The following is a 19,270-nucleotide window of genomic DNA, read 5'->3' as shown; positions in this document are numbered from 1 at the left end:
ACTCACCCGTTCGCCGCTCGTGTACCCCGAAGGGCCTTACCGCTCGACTTGCATGTGTTAAGCACGCCGCCAGCGTTCGTCCTGAGCCAGGATCAAACTCTCCGTTGAAGACTCTCAACAAACCCCAAAGGGCTTATCGGAAGAATTAACCAGAGTCCGAAAACCTTGGCAAAATCAAACGCCAGCAAAAAGTATTTGCTGACAAAAATGTCCGACACCCACACGGGGGTGTAAGCGCCGGAACCAAATAAAACATTTGGCACTGACATTCATCGACACACTATTGAGTTCTCAAAGAACACACGCACTGAAGATCTAGCCGGATTTCACTCCGACCTTCTCTAGAGGCAACTTTTCCAGCCTAACTGCTCTCCATCGCGGAGTCAAGCTCCGGATCTCGATCAGTTGCGCATGCTGTCAGGCGCTCCTCGTCCGACCTCGTTTCCCCTGACCTCTCGGTCCGGGTTGGCGTCCGTGTCGCTCTGACTTGGAATAAGTTACGCGGCGGATAACGGAACGTCAAATCCCCAAGACACCGCGCGTCGGCGCAGGTCAGCCCCCCGGGTTTGAGCCCCGACCGGCCCGAGTCACACGATTGTGACTCAGGTCATGCCGAAGATCAATCCCCATTGCGCCGGATCACCGACAAAAACACCGTTGACCAGCACTATCCCGCACGACGAACGCCGGCGAAGCTCTTCTTTCCGCGCCGCAGCACCAACCACTGTCCGTGCAAGTAGTCGCTCCCGGACGGCGTCCACTCCGGATCCGTGATGCGGCTGTTGTTCACCGACACCCCGTTCTCCCCGACGGCCCTACGCGCGGCGCCACGACTCTCGGACAGTCCGGACTCCACCAGGAGGTCCACGATCGTCGCACCGTCCGCCGCGAGGGCCACCCCCCTCTCGGCCGCGGCCTCGGTGAGCGCGGCCCCCAGCGTCACGGAATCCAGTTCGGTCAGATCACCCCGGCCGAACAGAGCTTGACTGGCCAGCTGAACGGCCTTGGTATTCGCCTCGCCGTGCACCAGCGTGGTCATCTCGGCTGCCAGGCGGCGCTGCGCTTCGCGAGCATGCGGGCGCTCGGCCGTGGCCCGCTCCAGTTCGTCCAGTTCCTCACGGTCCAGGAAGGTGAACCAGCGCAGGTACCGGATGACATCCGCGTCCCCGGTGTTCACGAAGTACTGGTACCAGGCGTACGGGCTGGTCATCTCCGGATCCAGCCACAGGCTGCCGCCGCCGGTGGACTTGCCGAACTTCTTGCCGTCCGCCGAGGTGACCAGCGGCGTGGTCAGCGCGTGCACGGACTCGCCGTCGACGCGCCGGTTCAGCTCGACGCCCGCGATGATGTTGCCCCACTGATCCGAACCGCCGACCTGCAGCGTGCAGCCGTAGTTGCGGCGCAGCTGGAGAAAGTCGTTGGCCTGCAACAACATGTAGCTGAATTCGGTGTAGGACATGCCCTCACCGTCCAGGCGGCGCTTGACCGTCTCGCGGGCGAGCATCACGTTCACCGAGAAGTGCTTGCCGATATCGCGCAGGAAGTCCACCGCCGACAGCCGGCCTGTCCAGTCCATGTTGTTCGCGATCACCGCGCCGGTCGGCGAGTCGTCCAACTCCACGAACCGGGACAGCTGACCGCGGATCCGATCGGCCCACTCGGCCACCGTGTCGGTGGAGTTCATGACCCGTTCCCCGACATCGCGGGGGTCACCGATCAACCCGGTCGCCCCTCCCGCGAGCACGATCGGACGATGACCGGCCTGCTGAAAACGTCGCAGGGTCAGCAGCGGAACCAGATGACCCGCGTGCAGGCTGGCCGCGGTCGGGTCGAAGCCCGCATACAGGGTGATGGGGCCCTTCGCGACGTCACCCCGCAGGGCATCCAGATCCGTGGACTGTGCGATCAGTCCACGCCAGGTCAGTTCATCAATAACGTCGACACTCACGACACCTCCTCGCTAGCGCTCGTCGGCATCGTGCGCGTCGCGCGCTGTATCAACGGTTCACTCGCAAGCTCGCTCACGTCGTCCTATCTTTCCGCACGCATCGCCGCTGCTCACCGGCAGGGGAGACACGGTCATCGGCCGCATCGACGCCGCCGCTTCATTCTGCTGAGGCGTCGGCGCCGGGTCCAGCGATTTACCGGTCCATTCCGGGGAGGCGCACCCTCTAGACCAGGGCATCCTTCAGGGCGCTGAGGTGCACTCGGCTGGCCGCCGCGGCAGCGACCCGGTCACGACGACGCACGGCGTCCAGCAGCACCTCGTGCGCATGATGGTCGGCGCGCTCGTCCCGCAGCGGGCGGATGCGGAGCATATCGACCATGGCGTGCCGCAGCCGCGGCACGAACGCGTCGAACATCCCGGTCAGTACGTCGTTGTGCGCGGCGACGACCACCGTGCGATGGAAGGCCGTATCGGCATCGACCAGATGCTCCAGATCCTCCACACTGCTCGTCTCCGCCCGCGCGGCCAGGGCGCGCCAGATAGCCCGCAGATCCGCCGGGGTGCGGCGAGCGGCGGCCAGCGCGGCGCCCTCGGCCTCGATGGCGATGCGGGCCTCGAGCACGGTGACGATGTCGGCGCGGCGCAGCACCGCGTCCCAGTCCTCCACCACGTCCAGTGCGGTGACGAAAACACCCGCGCCCTGGCGGCTTTCGAGCACACCCCGGCCGGACAGCTCGCGGATCGCCTCGCGCACCGTGGATCGGCCGACACCCAACTGGGCGGCCAGCGTCGTCTCCCCGGGAAGTTTGTGACCGAGCATCCACTCACCGGCGCGGATCCGATTCAGAAGTAGCTCGGCCGCCTGCGCGGCCAACGGATGCCGCTGTACGTGCGCCAAGAATGGACCACCTCTCTACTTGTCTGAGGAGTTGTTTCGCTCTAGTCTAACCGCATGCGATTCGAAGGTCTGCTCCTGCTTCTCCGCCGCAGCGGGGTCTGACCGACCGGCGCCCCGCTCGCGGGGCGCTGGGCTGCGCCGGTCATCCTCCGACGCGAAAGCATCCCCGAACAGATGTCATCTCCCCTGAGTTCATCCACCCCGCCGGCTCACCGTCCCTCGGGTTGGAATCGCCAACACCCGTCGACCATGCCGTCACACCGGTATCGCGATGTATACGAACGGGTTTCGGTTCCTCTCATCGACCGGCGCTGGCCGTCCCAGCGCATCACCGCCGCGCCGCTGTGGGTTCCGGTCGATCTGCGCGACGGCAATCAGGCCCTGGCCGAGCCGATGGATCCGGAACGCAAGCGCGCGTTCTTCGAGCTCATGGTTCGCATGGGCTACAAGGAGATCGAGGTCGGCTACCCGAGCGCCTCGCAGGCCGACTTCGATTTCGTGCGGCTGATCCGCGATGCCGACCTGGCGCCCGAGGACGTCACGATCGTGGTGTTCACCCCGGCCCGGCGCGATCTCATCGAGCGGACCGTGGAATCGGTCGAGGGTATCGCCAACGACGTGGTGATCCACATGTACACCGCGACCGCGCCGATGTGGCGCGAGCATGTGCTGGGCCGCACCCGCGCCGAGGTCGCCGAGATGATCACCGCCGGTGCGCGCGACATCCTCGAGCTGGCCGGGCATCGGGACAATATCCGATTCCAGTTCTCACCCGAGGTTTTCATACTCACCGAGCCGGATTTCGTACTGCAGGTGTGTGATTCGATGACCGAGCTGTGGGATGCCACGCCGCGGCGGCCGGTGATCCTGAATTTGCCCGCGACCGTGGAGGTCGCCACGCCCAACGTGTACGCGGATCAGATCGAGTACATGCACCGGCATCTCGCCCGCCGTGAAGGGGTCATCCTGTCGGTGCATCCGCACAACGACCGCGGTACCGGCATCGCCTGCGCGGAGCTGGCGGTACTCGCCGGGGCGCAGCGCGTCGAGGGCTGTGTATTCGGCAACGGCGAGCGCACGGGCAACGTCGACATCGCCACGCTCGCCCTGAATCTGCATGCCCAGGGCGTCGATCCGATGATCGACTTCTCCGATATCGACGAGATTCGGCGCACGGTCGAGTACTGCACCCGGATGCCCGTCCCCGAACGGCACCCGTACGTCGGGAATCTGGTGTACACCGCGTTCTCCGGGACGCATCAGGACGCGATCCGCAAGGGTTTCGCCGAACACCGCGAGCGCGCCGCGCGGCTCGGCGCCGACGAGCGCGAGATCCCCTGGCAGGTACCGTATCTGCCGATCGACCCGGCCGATGTGGGACGCACCTACGAGGCCGTGATCCGGGTGAACTCGCAGTCCGGCAAGGGCGGCATCGCCTATCTGCTGGAAACCGAATTCGGCCGGACGCTCTCGCCCGCGGCGCAGCGGGAATTCGCCCGCCACGTCCAGGATTACACCGATCGCACGGGCGCGGAGGTCACGGTCGAGATGTTGTGGACGCTGTTCACCGAGTGGTCCGGAGAGAATGCCGCTGTGTCCGAAGGGATCGCGGGATAGCGGTTCACGCGGATTCGGCGACGCGGGGCGCGCGGGGACTGCGGCGGTAGGCCGAGACGGCCGCCGAATCCAGCAGCCACAGCCGCCAAGGGCGATCGGCGGCCAGGCTCACCCCGACCCGGGGGCCGACGCCGATCGCCGCTTCGTCGATGATCTCGTCGCCGAGCTCGAGCCGGATACCCGAGACCGGATCGAACAGGTGAGTTCCATAGTCGTCCAAGGTGATTCCGAGGGCGCTGCCGAGATTGCCAGGCCCCTTGGCGAGATCGGCGTCGGTGCGAGCGGCGGGTCTACGGGCACGGGCGATCTCGTGCCCGGCGATGATCTCGCCGGCCCGCAGCAGCACAGCGCTGGCGATGCCGTCCGGGCCGGTGGTGACGTTCACACAGGTGTGCATGCCGTAGCTGAAGTAGACGTAGAGCACGCCGGGCGGGCCGAACATCACCGCATTGCGCGGGGTGCGACCACGTCCGGAATGCGCGGCGGGATCATGCCACGGACCGGCCGGATCGCCACCGTACGCCTCGACCTCCACGATCCGCATCCCGACCGGCCCGGACCACAGCGTCGCGCCCAGCAGCCGACGAGCAGCCGCCAGGGGTTCGATCGCAAGCTCCTCGGCAGACACAGCACCCTATTGTGCAGCCCGCCGGAGGCGTATCCGCATCGCCCCCGGCGGGCGAGTACCGCGACGGGCGTCAGGGCAGGTCGGCCAGCCATTGGCCGACGCCGTGGTGACCCGAGCATGCTCCGCGACGGTGCTGGGTGAAGCTGTAGTCGCCGTCACGGCACTGTGCCGTCGCTCCCACCGGGACCCCATTGCCGGGCACATGCTCCGGACGCTGAACACAGACGTCATCCACATTCACGTATTCGTCTGCGGTGCAAGCGATAGGCACGGGAGCGGCAACGGCCGACTGAGTACTCATCGGGATGCCGAGACCGACTGCTATCGCAAATATCCAGGGTACGAAGATGATTCGACGAAGCACCCGTCGCGATCCGATATTCATTTGGTGAAACTCCCCACCGCCGTGCAACTTCCGGCCGCAGATCGCGACCGCGCCCTCGACGCTAGCCCGCCACACGGCCGTGCCGGTCGTATCGGTGATCACTGGGGACCTTTGACCACCGACTGCGGGACAAGAGGCACAAACCGGACCGGTACAGCGCCGGCCGCGGAACACCAGGAGATTCCTATTTCTCCCCGTCGGTCCGCAGACCGGCGAGCTTGTCCGGGTTCACCTGAAACCGGATGTACCGGATGCTGCCGTCGAGGATGTCGTAGGTCAGCGCGCCGATCGAGTAGTCGCCGAGCAGTACGAGCAGGCCGAGTTCGCCGTTGATCAGCGTCGGTTCCAGGTGGAGGCCCGCGGACAACGGCTTGGCCATGGTTCCGAACATCCAGCGAGCGACGTGATCCGGGCCGTCCAGAGGGCGGCGGGCCGCGGTGACCTTGCCGCCGCCATCGTTCCAGAGCGTCACATCCGGCGCAGCCGCCGGGCGATCGCATCGGCGGCGTAGGCGGCGGTGGGTATGCCGCTCTGGCAGGTGCCGTGGATCCGGCCCCACGGCTGCCGGACCGCCGCGGCGTCGCCGACGGCGTAGATGTCCGGGTGCGAGATCGCCCGCAGTGTCGGGTCGGTGAGGATCGCACCCTGTTCGTCGGTGGCGATTCCGGATGCGGTGGCCAGTTCGGGGGCACGTACCCCGGCGGTCCAGAGGGTCAGATGTGAGGGCAGTACCTCGCCGGTGGTCAGTTCGATGGCGTCGGGCAGCACCTTTGTCACTCGCACGCCGGTCCTGCGAACGACGCCGAGTCGGTCCATCGCCCGGTTCAGGTATGCGCGCGCCCTGTCGCCCATCATCGCGCCGGGCTCGTCGGTGCTGATCAGGGTCACCACGACGCCCCGATGACGCTCGGCGATCTCGGTGGCCGACTCGATGCCGGTCAAGCCACCACCGACGACGGTGACCGTGGCGGCCGCATCCAAACGCTGTGCGAATCGGTGCGCCGTCCGCGGGGTGTTCAGGGTCCACGCGTGATCGGCCGCACCCGGTACCCGGACGGTGTCGGTGTTGCTGCCCAGGGCGTACACCAGGGTGGCGTAGGACAACACGGTGCCGTCATCGAGGGTGACGCGACGCGCGGCGGGGTCGATGGCCGTCGCGGCGGCTCGCCGGAAATCGACTCCGGTGCCGGTCAGGACGGCCGGGATGCGCAGGTCGGCGAGCTGTTGACCGGTGGCGATCTGGTGCGAACGCAGCCGCTCGGTGAACCGTTCGGACGGATTGACCAGGGTGATGCGCACGGGGAACCGCCGGGTGCGGTGAGCCAGGCGGACGGTAGCCAGCATGCCGGTGTATCCCGTGCCGAGGACGACGATCTGGTGGGTGTTCATCGTGATCTCCCGAAAGTCGGTGGAATCGCTATCGGGCATGAGACAAGTCGGCGCGTGCATCCGTGACGCTCGGAGACATGACGTGGATCACAATCCAGGCAGCCCGCCGCACCCGCGTGATGTGGTGGGAGTCGCAGAGCGGAACAAGACCGGACGAGTCCCGCGTTGTGCGGTGCAGAGACCACGAATCCGAGTGAGGTGTCATGGCCGTTCAGGTCGAGATCTGGACCGATATCAACTGCCCGTTCTGCTACCTGGGTAAGCGCCGGTTCGAGCACGCGCTCGCTGGGTTCGCGCATCGTGACGATGTCCAGGTCGTGCATCGCTCGTTCGAGCTGGATCCGACGCTGCCCACGGACCATACAGGTCCGGTGGTCGCCCATATCGCCGAGAAATACGGCATCAGCGAGGCGCAGGCCGCGGCCAATGAGCGTGGTATCGGGGCGCAAGCCGCCCAGATCGGGCTGCCGTATCAGGTGGCGGGACGCGACTTCGGCAACAGCTTCGACATGCACCGGCTGCTGCACTACGCGTTGGCGCACGGCCGACAGGAGCAACTGCTGGACGCGCTGTACCGGGGCAATTTCGCCGAGGACGCGCCCTTGTTCGGTGATGCCGGGCGACTGGTTCACCTGGCCGTGGAGGCCGGACTCGACGAGGCCGATGTGCGCGCGGTGCTGGCCGATCCCGAGGCGTACGCCGACGCGGTCCGCGCCGATGAGCGCGAGGCGGCCCGGCTGGGCGCGAACGGTGTGCCGTTCTTCGTCTTCGACCGCAAGTACGGCGTGTCCGGCGCGCAGCCGTCCGAGGTGTTCGAACAGGCGCTGGAGCGGGCATGGTCCGATCAGGAGCCCGTCCTGGAGGTGGTCGGCGGCGCCGACGCGTGCGGTCCGGATGGGTGCGCGCTGCCCCAGCGTTGAGCTGCTGGGGACGCCCCGCGGTGAGATCCGCTCGCGATAGCAGTAGTTCAGGCCTGCCGACAACGAAATCAGCTGTCGGCAGGGCGGATCCGATCCGGTGTGTCGCAATCAGCTGTCGCGGCTGATGATTCGCGCGACCACCGACACCGGTGTGGCGTACGAGCTGGTCGCCCCGGCCCGCAGCGCCGCCACATCGTCGGAGACCACCGCACAGAACGCCACGACCAACAGCGTGAGCAGTTGCCCCCACGCGACCCAGACCACACCGATCGGCGCGGTCGCCAGTACCACGATCCCGGCGACCAGCCGGGACCACGGGCGGGCCAGCCTCAGCGCCGCCCGGAACAACGACTGACCGACGAAATACAAAGCTAGGCCGCCGGATAGCGCCAGGGCGGCGGCCCAGGACGCGGGCCGGTTGCCGTGCGCGATGCTCAGGCGGATGCCCGCCGAGGTCAGGATGACCCCGATGAGTAACGGATACAACGCGTATCCGTAGGACAGCACCGCCGGATGCAGCCGCTGTTCGGCCGGCAGCGCCGCCAGCGAATGTTCACCTGCCTCGTCGTCCAAGCCGAAATAGGCCCACCACAGCACGTACGCCAGGCTGAGCCCGATCGCGACCATCGCGACCAGGCCGACAGTGATCGGCTCGCCGGCCAGTCCCGTCCCGATCGCCACCACCGATTCGCCCAGCGCGATGATGATCACCAGCCCGTGCCGCTCGGCGATATGGCTCGGGCGCAGGCCGAAACCCCGGGTGTTGATCACATAGGGCGTGAGCAGCTGCAACCCGAATGCCAATGCCCACAACAGGTATCGCGGCCAGCCGTGGATGATGCCGCCGATCAGCACCAGCAGCGCCGTCGTGCCGTTGGCGGGCGCGATGCGCAGGACCGCGGCGGTCACCGAACCACCGCCGTTGGCGAAGAACAATCCGGTGTGCACGAGATTCACCACGAAATAATAGAGTCCGAAGGCCAGCCCCGACCCCGCGAACGCCCCGGGCACCGCCAGCGCCAGGACGAAAAAGCCGAACATACCGACCAGCAGGCAGCTGCGGCGCAGTGTGCTGTTCGGCGCGACCTCGTTGGTGAGATAGACGTAGCCGCTGTACATCCACCAGATCAACCCGAACATCAGCACCACCCGGCCCAGCGAGGGCCAGCCGGGATGTTCGCCGAAGACGTGCGCCAACTGGGTGACCGTGAAGACGAACACCAGGTCGAAGAACAGTTCCAGGGTCGATGCGCGCACCTGCCCGCCCTCGGCCGCAAACTCGACCTCCGCGGCTGATTCGGCCGGCTCGGTCTCGCCCGCCGACTCGGTCTCGGTGGAAGTGTTCACCTCGGGTGATTCGCTGGTCACGGGCAGAGAATAAAGGCGGCATGCGGCTCGTGCGCTACCGGCGCACAGATTCCGCCATTCGCGCTCACACCGGAGCGACACGCCGAGCCAGGACAAGCTCGGGCTTGCGCTGAGGCTGAGCGGAGCGCAGAATTCAACGTACAGTGAATTCAACGCTCGATGAAATAAGAGGGTGGCCCATGACGGCACCGGATTCGTCCCCCGCGATCGAGGTGGAGCACCTGCGGGTGCGCCGCGGCGGGCGTGACGTGCTGCACGATATTTCGCTGACGGTGCCGCGCGGTTGCATCACCGGGCTGCTCGGTCCGTCCGGATGCGGGAAGACGACGCTGATGCGCAGCGTCGTCGGCACGCAGTTGGTCGCGGCGGGCAGCATTCAGGTGCTCGGTGAACCGGCCGGGTCATCGAGACTGCGGGCGCGCGTCGGGTACGTCACGCAGGCGCCGAGCATCTACGACGATCTGACCGCGGCCGAGAATGTCGGATATTTCGCCGCGCTATACGGCCGATCGAGCCAGGATGCCAACGACGCGCTGACCGCGGTCGGGCTGGGCGAGCATGTTCGCCAGCGCGGCAATCAACTCTCGGGCGGCCAGCGGACCCGGGCCTCGCTGGCCTGCGCACTGGTCGCCGATCCGGAACTGCTGGTGCTCGACGAGCCAACGGTCGGTCTGGATCCCGTTCTGCGCGTCGAGCTTTGGCGACAGTTCCACGCGCTGGCCGACCAAGGCCGCACCCTGCTGGTGTCCAGCCACGTGATGGACGAGGCCGAACACTGCGACCAACTGCTGCTCATGCGCGACGGGCACCTGCTCGCCCAGCTCTCCCCCGCCGAACTGCGCGCCGAGACCGGCGAAACCAGTTTGGAGAACGCCTTTCTCGCGCTGATCAAGATGGGACAGCCCTCATGACGACATCTTTCACACCCCCGCTGCGCTGCTACACCGCCACCACCGTGCGAATCCTGCGTCAACTGCGCGCGGACAAACGCACCATCGCGATGCTGCTGCTGGTCCCCACGCTGCTACTGGTGCTCATCTACTTCGTCTATCACGACTCCCCATCGATACCGGGAATGCCGACGATGTTCGATCGGATCGGTATCAGCATGCTCGGCATCCTGCCCTTCATCGTGATGTTCCTGATCACCGCGATCGCCATGCAGCGCGAAAGGACTTCGGGCACACTGGAACGCCTGATGACCACGCCGCTGTCGAAGCCGGATCTGCTCGCCGGATACGGTTCGGCGTTCTCGGTGGCCGCGGCCGCACAGGCCGGATTGGCGTGCCTGATCGCGTTCTGGCTGCTGGACATGAAGGCGGCGGGCAGCGTCTGGCTGGTACTGCTGATCGCGGTGCTCGACGCGGTACTCGGGGTCGCACTCGGTCTGCTGGCAAGCGCGTTCGCGCGCACCGAATTTCAGGCCGTGCAGTTCATGCCGGTGATCGTCGGGCCGCAGTTCTTCCTGTGCGGGCTGCTGGTGCCGCGCGGGCAACTGCCGCAGTGGCTGCAGGTGATCAGCGATGTGCTGCCGCTGAGCTACGCGGTCGAGGCGCTGCAACAGGTTTCGAGCCACACCGGCGCGACCGGACTGATGTGGCGGGATCTGGGCATCGTCGCCGCGTTCGCGGCCGCCGCGCTGGCTCTGGGCGCGGGTACGCTGCGGCGGCGCACGGCGTGACGGCGCGCGACGATCGTACACCGGGCGACAGTGGCACGAACGCGGGCGCCCCGGATAACGGCGACGCGCGCGACAGCAGCGCCCTGCGCACCGGCATCAGCCCTGGCCAACCGGATTCGAGCGAGCAGGTCCACGATGGTCAGGCCGAGGGCACCGGGTCGACGGGCGGGCGCAGCGGTCGGCGTCCGGGGCGCTCCGGAACCCGTGAGGCCATTCTCGAGGCGGCGCGAGACCGGTTCGCGGAGGTCGGATTCGACAAGGCCTCGATCCGCTCCATCGCAGGCGCGGCCGGCGTTGATCCCGCACTGGTACACCACTACTTCGGCACCAAACAGGAATTGCTCACCGCCGCGATGAATCTGCCGATCGACCCGGACGTGATCCGAGCGACCATCGGGGCCGCGCCCCTGGAGCGGATCGGGGAGACCATCGTACGAACGGTCGTGAGTATCTGGGACTCCCCCATCGGCACGTCGGTGATCACCGCGTTCCGCACCATGCTGGACAGCAGCAACGGCGCGCTGGCGCGCAACTTCCTGCTCGACGTCGTGCTCAAAGATATTCAGGTGCGGGTGGATTCGCCGCCGGGGTCGGGCGCCACCCGGGTGACCCTGGCCATCTCGCAGATGGGCGGGCTGCTGATGGCCCGGCACATCGTCGGGCTCGAACCGCTCGCCTCGATGAGCGTCGACGAACTGGCCGCATTGATCGGGCCGACACTACAGCGCTATCTGACCGGGGATCTGGGCTCGAGCGCGGATCCGGGCCGAGGCGCCGACCGCCATCCGAGGCCGACCATGATCCGGGCAGACAGGACCGACCAAGAGAACGGGGAACAGCGGCGTCAGCCCTGAGCGATGTACGCCTCGTGCTCGGCCTCGCTCACCTCGCGGGCCTCATCGATCAGCAGCACCGGGATCCCGTTATCGATCGGATAGGCGCGACGCAGGCGCGGGTTGTAGAGCACACTGTCGCCGTCCTGGGTCCGGACCAGCGATAACGGGCCCTTGTCCTGCGGGCAGGCCAGCAGGCTCAGCAGGGTCGGGTCCAAGGTTTCCTCCGGCATGATCGATAACCTACCGGTCCGTCCCGACCGTTCCGGACGGCACCTCGTCGGGTCCGGCTTCGGCGCCTCCGTGTACTACGTCACCCGATTCGGCCCGAGTGGGTGAGCGGCGGAACGAGAAATGCCTGTGCCCGAAGTAGCTGGCCACCGCGACCAGCCCCATGGCAACCACGGTGGCCGGCCGCTCCGGCAGTCGCAGAACATCGACGGCTACCTGTACCCCGGCCATATTCAGCACCAGCCCACCGGAATTCACCAGGACGAACCGGGCGAAATCGCGCATCACCTGCCCGCGCACCCGAAACACCAGCCGCCGATGCGCGACGAACGCGAACACGATGCACACCGCGTAGGCCAGCGCGACCGCGATCGCCGGCGGCCAGGATCGCCCGAGCACCGTCTCGAAGAACACGGTCATCACCATGCCCAGCAGCGTGTTCGCCACGCCGACCGCCGCGAAGGCCACCTCCTGCCGCCGAATTATCCGCAGCAGGACACCGGGCAGCGCCCGCATCGTCCCGCGCTCCGCAATACTCACGCCGCCTCCGTCGATTCCGAGTATGCCCTGCGGCCACCGAGTATGCCGCGCCGTCGGCTCGCCGGGACGCACCCCTTCATCGCCACAGCGGCCATCGACGATTCCGTGTCGAGGCCAGCTGGATCATCGGACCGCTCGGCCGGTCCCGCGGGTGCCGGGGCCGTCCGTGATTCGGTGGGTCGAGCGACCGGCCGAATCATCGGCTCACCGCGTTGTGCGTACATCCGCGCAACGAATCGATGTATGCGCTCATCGCGTCGCGGTTGCGGGTGAGCAGGTCGACGCGATCGGTCAGGCGGTCGCGCTGGCGTTCGAGCACGGCGATGATTTCCGGTGTGGCGTCGGCGAAATGGATGTCCGCCGGGTCCTGGAGGCAGGGCAGGATCTGCTTGATGATCCGGGTGGGCAGGCCCGCGTCGAGCAGGCCGCGGATGTGCACCACCTGATCGACGAGGCGTTCGTCGTAGTCGCGGTAGCCGTTGGGCGTGCGGGCGACACGGATCAGGCCCTGCTCCTCGTAGTAGCGCAGCAGGCGCGGCGACGTGTCGGCGCGCTCGGCTAATTCCCCGATTCGCATATGTCGTTCCTCACAACGGGTACGGTTGACCTTCACATGTATGTGAAGGTTCGAGCATAGCGGTATGAGTACGGATATCACCCTCTTCGACTACAGCCCCATCACCGATCGCGCGCCGATCCACTGGCCGGACGGCAAGCGGGTCGCCTTCTACGTCGGGCTCAATATCGAGCACTTCTACGTCGATCTGCCCGGCACGGCGACATACGAGGGCACCACGGCACTGACTCCGGACGCGCTCAACTACGGCTGGCGCGACTACGGACCGCGAGTAGGCATCTGGCGAATGATCGAATCGCTGGACCGGTACGGCGTTCGCGCCAGCGCGCTGCTGAATTCCGATGTGGGCCAGCGGTATCCGCAGATCATCGCGGCGGGCAGGGAACGCGGGTGGGCATGGCTGGCGCACGGCAGCAGCAACAGCCATCTGCACACCGGCATGTCGGTCGAGCAGGAACGGATCGCGTTGCGTGACATCGTCACCGACATCGAGAAATTCACCGGGCATCGGCCGCGTGGTTGGATGGGCCCGGGCCTGACCGAAACCTTCGAGACGCCACGGCTGTTGAGCGAACTCGGGGTGGACTACGTCCTGGACTGGACCAACGACGATCAGCCCTATCCGCTGACCGTGCCGGGCATGCTCAGCGTCCCGTACTCGGTGGAGCTCAACGATATCGGCATCTTCGTCAGCAAGGGCCTGACCGGGCCGGACTTCGTCCGGATGGTCAAGGATCAGGTCGATCAGCTCTACGAGGACTCGGCCGACAGCGGCCGGGTGATGCCGCTGGCGCTGCATCCGTTCGTGACCGGTCAGGCGTTCCGCCGCCGGTATCTGGATGAGGCGCTGGATTACGTGACCAATCACCCCGGCGTCTGGGTGACCACGAGCGACGAAATCGCCGAGCACTACCGCGGGACCGTCACGTCCGACTGAGCCGGGCTTCGTCTCGTCGCCGGGCACGCGCGAATTCCCACTGCATGAGCGCGAGCCCGGTCAAGCCCATGGTCGCGGTGAGGGCGCCGATCGTCCAGCCCATCGGCTGCCAGGTCAGCTCGAGTACCGCATGGTGGGTGCCGGACGGGATATCCACGGCCACAAAGGATTTTCCGATGGTGGTGTACGGGATATCCCGCCCGTCGAGCCTGGCGTGATAGCCGGGCCAGGCCAGGCGGGCGAACACCACACGTCCACCGCGTGGAGACGATACCCGAACCACGCTCGAGGTGTCGGTCTCCGTCAACGAGGTCGCGGTTGCCCCGTGGAGGTCGGCGACGCGGCCGTTCACCGCGGAGATCGGACCGTGTACCCGTTCCAGAACCCAGATGTAGCGTTCATGGCCGGGATAGTTCACCCACTTCCACTCCGGCGGTGCGGGATGCGTGCCCGCCCTCGGAAACATGGCCCGCTGCAAGACGACCCGGTCCAGCTTCATCAGATCCGCGAGGGTGCGACCGGTAGTCGGCTCCGGGGTGAACAGGCGACGGAACGCGTCCGGGCAGACACTGGAATCCCAACGCATGCAGAGTATCTGGGCGAACCAGCGCTGGCCGTTGGGCGTGTAGCCGTTGACGTAGTCCAGTTGCAGATCCTTGGCGTAATTGCCGAAGACCAGTGAGCCGTACGCCCCGCCGAGGGTCTTGTCCCGACGTCGCAGCAGCATGCGGTCGCCGATTTGCAGGGTGACGCCGCCGAACTTCGGGAACGCGGCCCTGGCCGCCGAACGGCTCACGGGCAGTTGCCAGTTCATCGGAGTCGGCTGGGCGGCACGCACCTGCCCGTAGGCGATCGGGAACATCGCCGCGATGGTCACCGCCGCCGCGGCCACCGCCCCGCGCACCCGGGCCGACCATACCGCCAGCGCTCCCAGCACGGCGACAGCTGCCGCGGACAGCAGATGCCACAGCGCGTCGTGCGGATCGGCGGAAAAGGTTCGTACCCACAGCACTACGATCAGCACCACCGCGGCGAGTCCGCGCTCGCGCGGCCGGGCGACCGTGCCGAAACGGCCGAGCAGCACGCACACCAGCACCAGCAGGCCCAGTGCCAGCATCGGCAGCACCCGCGCCGGCCAGCGCAGCGGGCCGACGGTGCCGGGCCCGGCGGTCCACATCAGGAATATGACCGCGAACAGCGCCACCGCGCTGAGCTCCCGCCACGCCGCGCGCGCCCGCCCCCAGTCCACGAAGGCGAGGGCCGGGATCAGGAACCAGGCGATATAGGTCATCGGCATCGGCTGGATGTAGCCCCACCACGAGTCGAACGCCGGAAGTGCCGAGGGCAGGCTGGCATTCAGCGATTCCGACCACGGCACCGTCATGAATCGGTCGTTGTTGATCTGCGAGTTGCCACGCCAGGTCACCGTCGCGGACAACATGCTCGGTAGGTAGGTCATCAAACCGGCCAGGCCCGCGCACGCCGAAACCGCCGTCAGCCGCGCGACGGGCCGCCAGCGTTTCCGATAGATCAGCTCGCCCGCGCACACCGCGATGAGCATGAGCGCGGATTCCACTGCGGGAAAGACGTATTCGACCGAGATCGCGAAATAGAGGAATACGAACACGGGGACGGGGCCGTCCAGGAATCCGCTGCCTCGGCTCGCACGTGCCCGGCTGCCGGTGGAATCCGGATCGCCACCTGCCCGCGCGACCTGGTCGTCCGGCCGCGCCGTGGGCCCGCTTCCATGCGAAACATGATCGCCGGCCACTCGAACAGGCCGACCGCTCGCGTCCATGTCATGGTCACCGGCCCGCATATACCGAACCGCCGACGCCCAGGCATGCACGAGCCAGGCCGTACCGGTCAGCGAGGTCACCCAGCTGGCCTCGTCGAAGAACAGGAACCACCCCGTCAGCGGGAAGGCGATGCCCGCGACAGCCGCCCACTCGGGACGGGCGCGGTAGACCGAGCACACCCGATACACTCCGGTCGCTGCGATGATCGAGAAGATCAGCTTCACGACCGTGGCCAGCACCGCGAGATTGTCCACCGAGGGCGCGATCAGATCGACCAGCAGTTGCGGCGGGTTCAACAGGCCCGCCTCCTCCATAGTGTAGTTGCCGGACATCCACTGATCCGGCCGCAACAGCGGGAGATGACCCGCGCGCAGGGTGCGACCCACCATTACCCAGAGCGGGGTGTATTGGGATTCGGTGTCGTCGCTGTAGAAATGCCGAGGGTTCGCCAGAAGCACCGATATATATCCGGCAATGACCCCGAGTACGGTGATCCGCGCCCAGAGACGGACGGACCGCCGCCGCCGGTCGGCCTGCGAATCCGCTCCGGGGACCATGCCCGGCTCCCCCTCGGAGGCGCCGGGCTGTGCAGCCGTTTCGAGCCCCCTGAGCGGCGGTATCGACACTGTGCTGTGCGCCACGAGTGAGCAACACTACAGGGCCTTTCAGCCGCGATGCGAAACCCCTGGACACTGCCGGACTTGCGCGGATTTTCGATTGCCGCATGAATGCTGTGAGCGGTGCTAAAGTGCTGTGCGATTCAGGCTCAGCACCGACGCGAGTTTCCGGCGCGTACCGTCACCGAAAGTCGAAGAGGCTGATGTCGATTCCCGCATGCCCAGCAACACCACAATCCGCACGGCCTCGCGAGGTTCAGGCGGTCTCGGTCGTCGTGCCCGTGTATCGCGGCGAGCAGACCATCGCCGGACTCGTGGCCGAGTTGTACGCGCTGTCCCGGCCCACCCGCACGCCGGGCGGCGCGCATTTCGTCGTCGAGGAGATCGTCCTCGTGCACGACAGCGGGCCCGACCGTTCCGATGTGGTGCTGCGGCAACTCGATCGACAATACGAACAGGTGCGGGTGGTGTGGTTGAGCCGCAACTTCGGTCAGGACGCGGCCACCATCGCGGGGATGGCCGCCGCGCGCGCCGACTGGATCATCACCATGGACGAGGACGGGCAGCACGATCCCGGCTGTATCGGCACATTCCTGGACACCGCGCTGACCGAACGCGCCGACCTGGTCTATTCCAAACCCACCAACACCAGACCACACGGCCTGCTGCGCAATATCACCTCACGCGGCGCGAAGATCGTGCTCGCCACGGTTTTCGCCTTCCCCGATTCGACCCGGTTCGAGAGCTTCCGGCTGATCCGCGCGGATATCGGCCGGCAGCTGGCGCGAGTCGCCTCGGCAGGGGTGTACCTGGACGTGGCGCTGACCTGGGTGGTCGGCAATTCCGCGCAGGCGCCGGTGACGCTGCGGGCCGAAGGTCGCGAGGAGTCGGGGTACAGCTATCGACGGCTGTTCTCGTTGTTCTGGAAGATGGTGTTGTGCAGCGGAACTCGCGGCCTGCGACTGGTGAGCCTGCTCGGGGCCGGCCTGGCGGGCGGTGGTCTGGTGTACGCGGTGACCGTCGTGGGGCAGACACTGTTCGGAGAGGGCGACAACCCGACCGGGTGGGCGTCGACAATCGTTGTCCTGCTGCTGGTTTCGGGGGCGATCCTATTCTCGCTCGGGCTGATCGCGGAATACCTGGGCGTGGCTTTGCATGTGCTGGTGGGCAAGCCGCTGTATCTGACCGTGGAGTCGCCCACGCCCCGGACACAGGTCGACCTGGATGGCACCGAGCCGGCACGCGAACGAATCATGGCGGCGTCCGGCGTTGCCGCTGCCAAGCGCCGCCCGGCCGTGACGACGCACAGCGCGGTGGTCGCGCTCTCGGACGATCCGATTGTCACCCAATCCGATTCATCGGCGCTGTCACCGGTCGTAGCGGGCGGGAGGCTCCCGGGTGCCGACTGAGACCACCAGCGCCCCCGTCACCGCTGAGCGTGTCATCTTCAGTCGCCCCTACCGCGCGACACGGGAGCTGAGCAACCTCGAGGCGGTGCTGACCTCGGACCACAGCCACGGGGATGGACCGTTCACCATGGCGGCGACCGCGAAACTGCGGCGGATCACCGGTGCGCGGCACGCGCTGCTGACCACCTCGTGCACACACGCGCTGGACATGGCGGGGCTACTGCTCGACCTCGGGCCGGACGACGAGGTGATCGTCCCGAGCTTCGCCTTCACCTCGACCGCGACCGCGATAGCGCTGCGCGGGACCACCTGCGTGTTCGCCGATATCGATGAGCGCGGCAACCTGGATCCGGATTCGGTGCGGGCGGCCATCACTCGGCGCACCCGCGCGGTCGTGGTGATCCACTACGGCGGCGTCGCCGCGGATATGGACCGGTTGCTGGCCCTCGCCGACGCCCACGGCCTGGCGATCATCGAGGACACCGCGCACGGGTTGGGCGGCAGCTGGCGCGGCAGACAGCTGGGCACCATCGGCACGATCGGCGCGCTCAGCTTCCACGACACCAAGAACGTGCACTGCGGCGAGGGCGGGGCGATCCTGCTCGGCGACGACATCCTGATGGCTCGTGCGGAGATCATCCGGGAGAAGGGCACCGATCGGGCACGGTTCCTGCGCGGCGCGGTGGACAAATACTCCTGGCAGGACATCGGTTCGAGCTATCTGCCCAGCGAACTGAACGCCGCGGTGCTCGACGCCCAGCTCGCCGAATTCGACGCGATCCAGGCCGGCAGGTTCCGGGTGTGGCGCACCTACGCCGCCGCCCTCCCGGACTGGGCCGCCCGCAACGACGTTCGCCTCATGCGGGTGCCCGCCGACCGCGAGCACACCGCCCACCTCTACTATCTGCGCACCCCGACCGAGCAGCACCGCGACAGTCTCATCGATCATCTACGCGCACAAGGAATCTCGGCCCCATTTCACTACGTCCCCCTCGACTCCAGCCCCGCCGGACTGAAACTCGGCCGCACACCCAACCCTTGCACGCGCACCGCCGAATTCTCCGCCACCCTGCTGCGCCTGCCCCTGTGGCCCGGCCTGTCCGACGAGCAGGTGAACCGAGTCGTCGACGCGGTCACGGGGTTCCGCGTCTGACAGTCCCCCTGGTCTGGATCTTCTCCAAGGGAGAGAACCGGCCTCCCGCTACATTTTCCGGCCAGATTCAGCGGAAACCGGAGTTTCGAACCGACAAAATGCAGCACCAGGCCGGGCCGCCCCTCGCGCCCGGCCATGTCTCGTGACTTCGTCGGGTGAAAGCGTGGCAGCCGACCGGTACAGCCCTGTGCCGGGACCTGACGCGAGGGCGTGGGTTCAGGCCAGGAGTTCGGAAAGGGTTGCGTCGGTTAGGGGTTCGTAAGCTTCGGTGGCCGGGTTGTGGAACCACACCGTGGGGCCGGGGGCCAGTCGGAAGGCGGCGTGGGCGGCGCGGGTGGAG

Annotated in this window: 18 protein-coding genes, 1 rRNA gene and 1 pseudogene; 8 read left to right on the top strand and 12 right to left on the bottom strand. The window is 66.9% G+C overall.

The features are described 5' to 3' along the window. The 3 genes from JZ791_RS38945 to JZ791_RS38935 form a co-directional block, all read right to left on the bottom strand. Nucleotides 1-108: ribosomal RNA gene (locus JZ791_RS38945) — 16S ribosomal RNA — on the bottom strand; the annotation flags it as partial. 559 nt (nt 109-667) lie between these two features. Continuing rightward, on the bottom strand, nt 668-1,948 hold the full coding sequence (gene tyrS / locus JZ791_RS38940) for a tyrosine--tRNA ligase (protein ID WP_216902128.1): 1,281 nt from the start codon (nt 1,946-1,948) through the stop codon (nt 668-670). Between the two features lie 223 nt (nt 1,949-2,171). Then, a complete protein-coding gene (locus JZ791_RS38935) occupies nt 2,172-2,846 on the bottom strand; it encodes a FadR/GntR family transcriptional regulator (RefSeq protein WP_216902126.1) in 675 nt (224 codons plus the stop codon). Between the two features lie 249 nt (nt 2,847-3,095). Here JZ791_RS38935 and JZ791_RS38930 point away from each other — a divergent pair. Beyond that, nucleotides 3,096-4,415 (top strand): annotated as a pseudogene (locus tag JZ791_RS38930) (2-isopropylmalate synthase); the annotation flags it as partial. 52 nt (nt 4,416-4,467) lie between these two features. Here the strand turns inward: JZ791_RS38930 and JZ791_RS38925 are convergent. The 4 genes from JZ791_RS38925 to JZ791_RS38910 form a co-directional block, all read right to left on the bottom strand. Beyond that, a complete protein-coding gene (locus JZ791_RS38925; protein ID WP_216902123.1) occupies nt 4,468-5,091 on the bottom strand; it encodes a DNA-3-methyladenine glycosylase in 624 nt (207 codons plus the stop codon). A gap of 70 nt (nt 5,092-5,161) precedes the next feature. Further along, nucleotides 5,162-5,392, bottom strand: coding sequence for a DUF3761 domain-containing protein (locus tag JZ791_RS38920; RefSeq protein WP_216902122.1), 231 nt, complete (start codon nt 5,390-5,392; stop codon nt 5,162-5,164). A 268-nt stretch (nt 5,393-5,660) separates the two neighbouring features. Beyond that, nucleotides 5,661-5,948 carry a sigma-70 family RNA polymerase sigma factor family protein gene (locus JZ791_RS38915; protein WP_216902121.1) on the bottom strand — a complete coding sequence of 96 codons (288 nt, stop codon included), beginning with the start codon at nt 5,946-5,948 and terminating at the stop codon, nt 5,661-5,663. Then, nucleotides 5,945-6,904, bottom strand: coding sequence for an NAD(P)/FAD-dependent oxidoreductase (locus tag JZ791_RS38910; protein WP_254207118.1), 960 nt, complete (start codon nt 6,902-6,904; stop codon nt 5,945-5,947). Before JZ791_RS38910 ends, JZ791_RS38915 begins: the two co-directional genes overlap by 4 nt. A gap of 164 nt (nt 6,905-7,068) precedes the next feature. Between JZ791_RS38910 and JZ791_RS38905 the strand changes: the two genes are divergently transcribed. After that, nucleotides 7,069-7,785 (top strand): DsbA family oxidoreductase, encoded by a 717-nt coding sequence (locus JZ791_RS38905; RefSeq protein WP_216902120.1) that lies wholly within the window; start codon nt 7,069-7,071, stop codon nt 7,783-7,785. A gap of 108 nt (nt 7,786-7,893) precedes the next feature. Here JZ791_RS38905 and JZ791_RS38900 read toward each other — a convergent pair whose 3' ends face one another. Then, complete coding sequence (locus JZ791_RS38900) at nt 7,894-9,153, bottom strand: low temperature requirement protein A (protein ID WP_308163379.1); 1,260 nt, start codon at nt 9,151-9,153, stop codon at nt 7,894-7,896. 179 nt (nt 9,154-9,332) lie between these two features. On the opposite strand from JZ791_RS38900, the gene JZ791_RS38895 reads away from it, so the two are divergent. The 3 genes from JZ791_RS38895 to JZ791_RS38885 are packed head-to-tail and all read left to right on the top strand — an operon-like array spanning nt 9,333 to nt 11,688. Continuing rightward, nucleotides 9,333-10,064 (top strand): ABC transporter ATP-binding protein, encoded by a 732-nt coding sequence (locus JZ791_RS38895; protein WP_216902119.1) that lies wholly within the window; start codon nt 9,333-9,335, stop codon nt 10,062-10,064. Then, complete coding sequence (locus tag JZ791_RS38890; RefSeq protein WP_216902118.1) at nt 10,061-10,834, top strand: ABC transporter permease; 774 nt, start codon at nt 10,061-10,063, stop codon at nt 10,832-10,834. Before JZ791_RS38895 ends, JZ791_RS38890 begins: the two co-directional genes overlap by 4 nt. Further along, nucleotides 10,831-11,688, top strand: a complete 858-nt coding sequence (locus JZ791_RS38885) for a TetR/AcrR family transcriptional regulator (protein WP_308163378.1) — start codon at nt 10,831-10,833, stop codon at nt 11,686-11,688. The genes JZ791_RS38890 and JZ791_RS38885 overlap by 4 nt, the downstream gene beginning before the upstream one ends. Here the strand turns inward: JZ791_RS38885 and JZ791_RS38880 are convergent. The 3 genes from JZ791_RS38880 to JZ791_RS38870 all read right to left on the bottom strand — a co-directional run bounded on the left by JZ791_RS38880 (nt 11,679) and on the right by JZ791_RS38870 (nt 13,015). Then, nucleotides 11,679-11,900: a Trm112 family protein gene (locus tag JZ791_RS38880; RefSeq protein ID WP_216902117.1), complete on the bottom strand. Its 222-nt coding sequence runs from the start codon at nt 11,898-11,900 to the stop codon at nt 11,679-11,681. The two genes, JZ791_RS38885 and JZ791_RS38880, sit on opposite strands and share 10 nt — an antisense overlap. A 10-nt stretch (nt 11,901-11,910) precedes the next feature. Further along, the gene (locus tag JZ791_RS38875; protein WP_308163377.1) at nt 11,911-12,438 is read right to left on the bottom strand and encodes a GtrA family protein; all 528 of its coding nucleotides are present in this window, start codon (nt 12,436-12,438) and stop codon (nt 11,911-11,913) included. 196 nt (nt 12,439-12,634) lie between these two features. After that, entirely contained in the window at nt 12,635-13,015 is a 381-nt protein-coding gene (locus JZ791_RS38870) for a MerR family transcriptional regulator (RefSeq protein ID WP_216902115.1), read from the bottom strand. Between the two features lie 64 nt (nt 13,016-13,079). Here JZ791_RS38870 and JZ791_RS38865 point away from each other — a divergent pair, with 64 nt between their 5' ends. Further along, a complete protein-coding gene (locus JZ791_RS38865) occupies nt 13,080-13,952 on the top strand; it encodes a polysaccharide deacetylase family protein (RefSeq protein ID WP_216902113.1) in 873 nt (290 codons plus the stop codon). Here JZ791_RS38865 and JZ791_RS45665 read toward each other — a convergent pair. Then, nucleotides 13,939-16,308, bottom strand: coding sequence for a hypothetical protein (locus tag JZ791_RS45665; protein WP_254207117.1), 2,370 nt, complete (start codon nt 16,306-16,308; stop codon nt 13,939-13,941). The two genes, JZ791_RS38865 and JZ791_RS45665, sit on opposite strands and share 14 nt — an antisense overlap. Before the next feature lie 335 nt (nt 16,309-16,643). Between JZ791_RS45665 and JZ791_RS38855 the strand changes: the two genes are divergently transcribed. Beyond that, complete coding sequence (locus JZ791_RS38855; RefSeq protein WP_438804610.1) at nt 16,644-17,777, top strand: glycosyltransferase; 1,134 nt, start codon at nt 16,644-16,646, stop codon at nt 17,775-17,777. Further along, complete coding sequence (gene rffA / locus JZ791_RS38850) at nt 17,767-18,930, top strand: dTDP-4-amino-4,6-dideoxygalactose transaminase (RefSeq protein WP_216902111.1); 1,164 nt, start codon at nt 17,767-17,769, stop codon at nt 18,928-18,930. Before JZ791_RS38855 ends, rffA begins: the two co-directional genes overlap by 11 nt. The last annotated feature ends 340 nt before the right edge of the window (nt 18,931-19,270 follow it).

It is taken from the genome of Nocardia alni (assembly GCF_019038435.1).
In the GTDB taxonomy this organism is placed as follows: Bacteria; Actinomycetota; Actinomycetes; order Mycobacteriales; family Mycobacteriaceae; genus Nocardia; species Nocardia alni.
This window is presented reverse-complemented; position numbering and strand designations above follow the sequence as displayed.

What these genes read in the sequence shown, in the direction of transcription:
- JZ791_RS38920 (WP_216902122.1), bottom strand. Translation starts at nt 5,392, where the DNA reads ATGAGTACTCAGTCGGCCGTTGCCGCTCCCGTGCCTATCGCTTGCACC.
- JZ791_RS38910 (WP_254207118.1), bottom strand. Translation starts at nt 6,904, where the DNA reads ATGCCCGATAGCGATTCCACCGACTTTCGGGAGATCACGATGAACACC.
- JZ791_RS38905 (WP_216902120.1), top strand. Translation starts at nt 7,069, where the DNA reads ATGGCCGTTCAGGTCGAGATCTGGACCGATATCAACTGCCCGTTCTGC.
- JZ791_RS38895 (WP_216902119.1), top strand. Translation starts at nt 9,333, where the DNA reads ATGACGGCACCGGATTCGTCCCCCGCGATCGAGGTGGAGCACCTGCGG.
- JZ791_RS38890 (WP_216902118.1), top strand. Translation starts at nt 10,061, where the DNA reads ATGACGACATCTTTCACACCCCCGCTGCGCTGCTACACCGCCACCACC.
- JZ791_RS38880 (WP_216902117.1), bottom strand. Translation starts at nt 11,900, where the DNA reads ATGCCGGAGGAAACCTTGGACCCGACCCTGCTGAGCCTGCTGGCCTGC.
- JZ791_RS38870 (WP_216902115.1), bottom strand. Translation starts at nt 13,015, where the DNA reads ATGCGAATCGGGGAATTAGCCGAGCGCGCCGACACGTCGCCGCGCCTG.
- JZ791_RS38865 (WP_216902113.1), top strand. Translation starts at nt 13,080, where the DNA reads ATGAGTACGGATATCACCCTCTTCGACTACAGCCCCATCACCGATCGC.
- JZ791_RS45665 (WP_254207117.1), bottom strand. Translation starts at nt 16,308, where the DNA reads ATGGTCCCCGGAGCGGATTCGCAGGCCGACCGGCGGCGGCGGTCCGTC.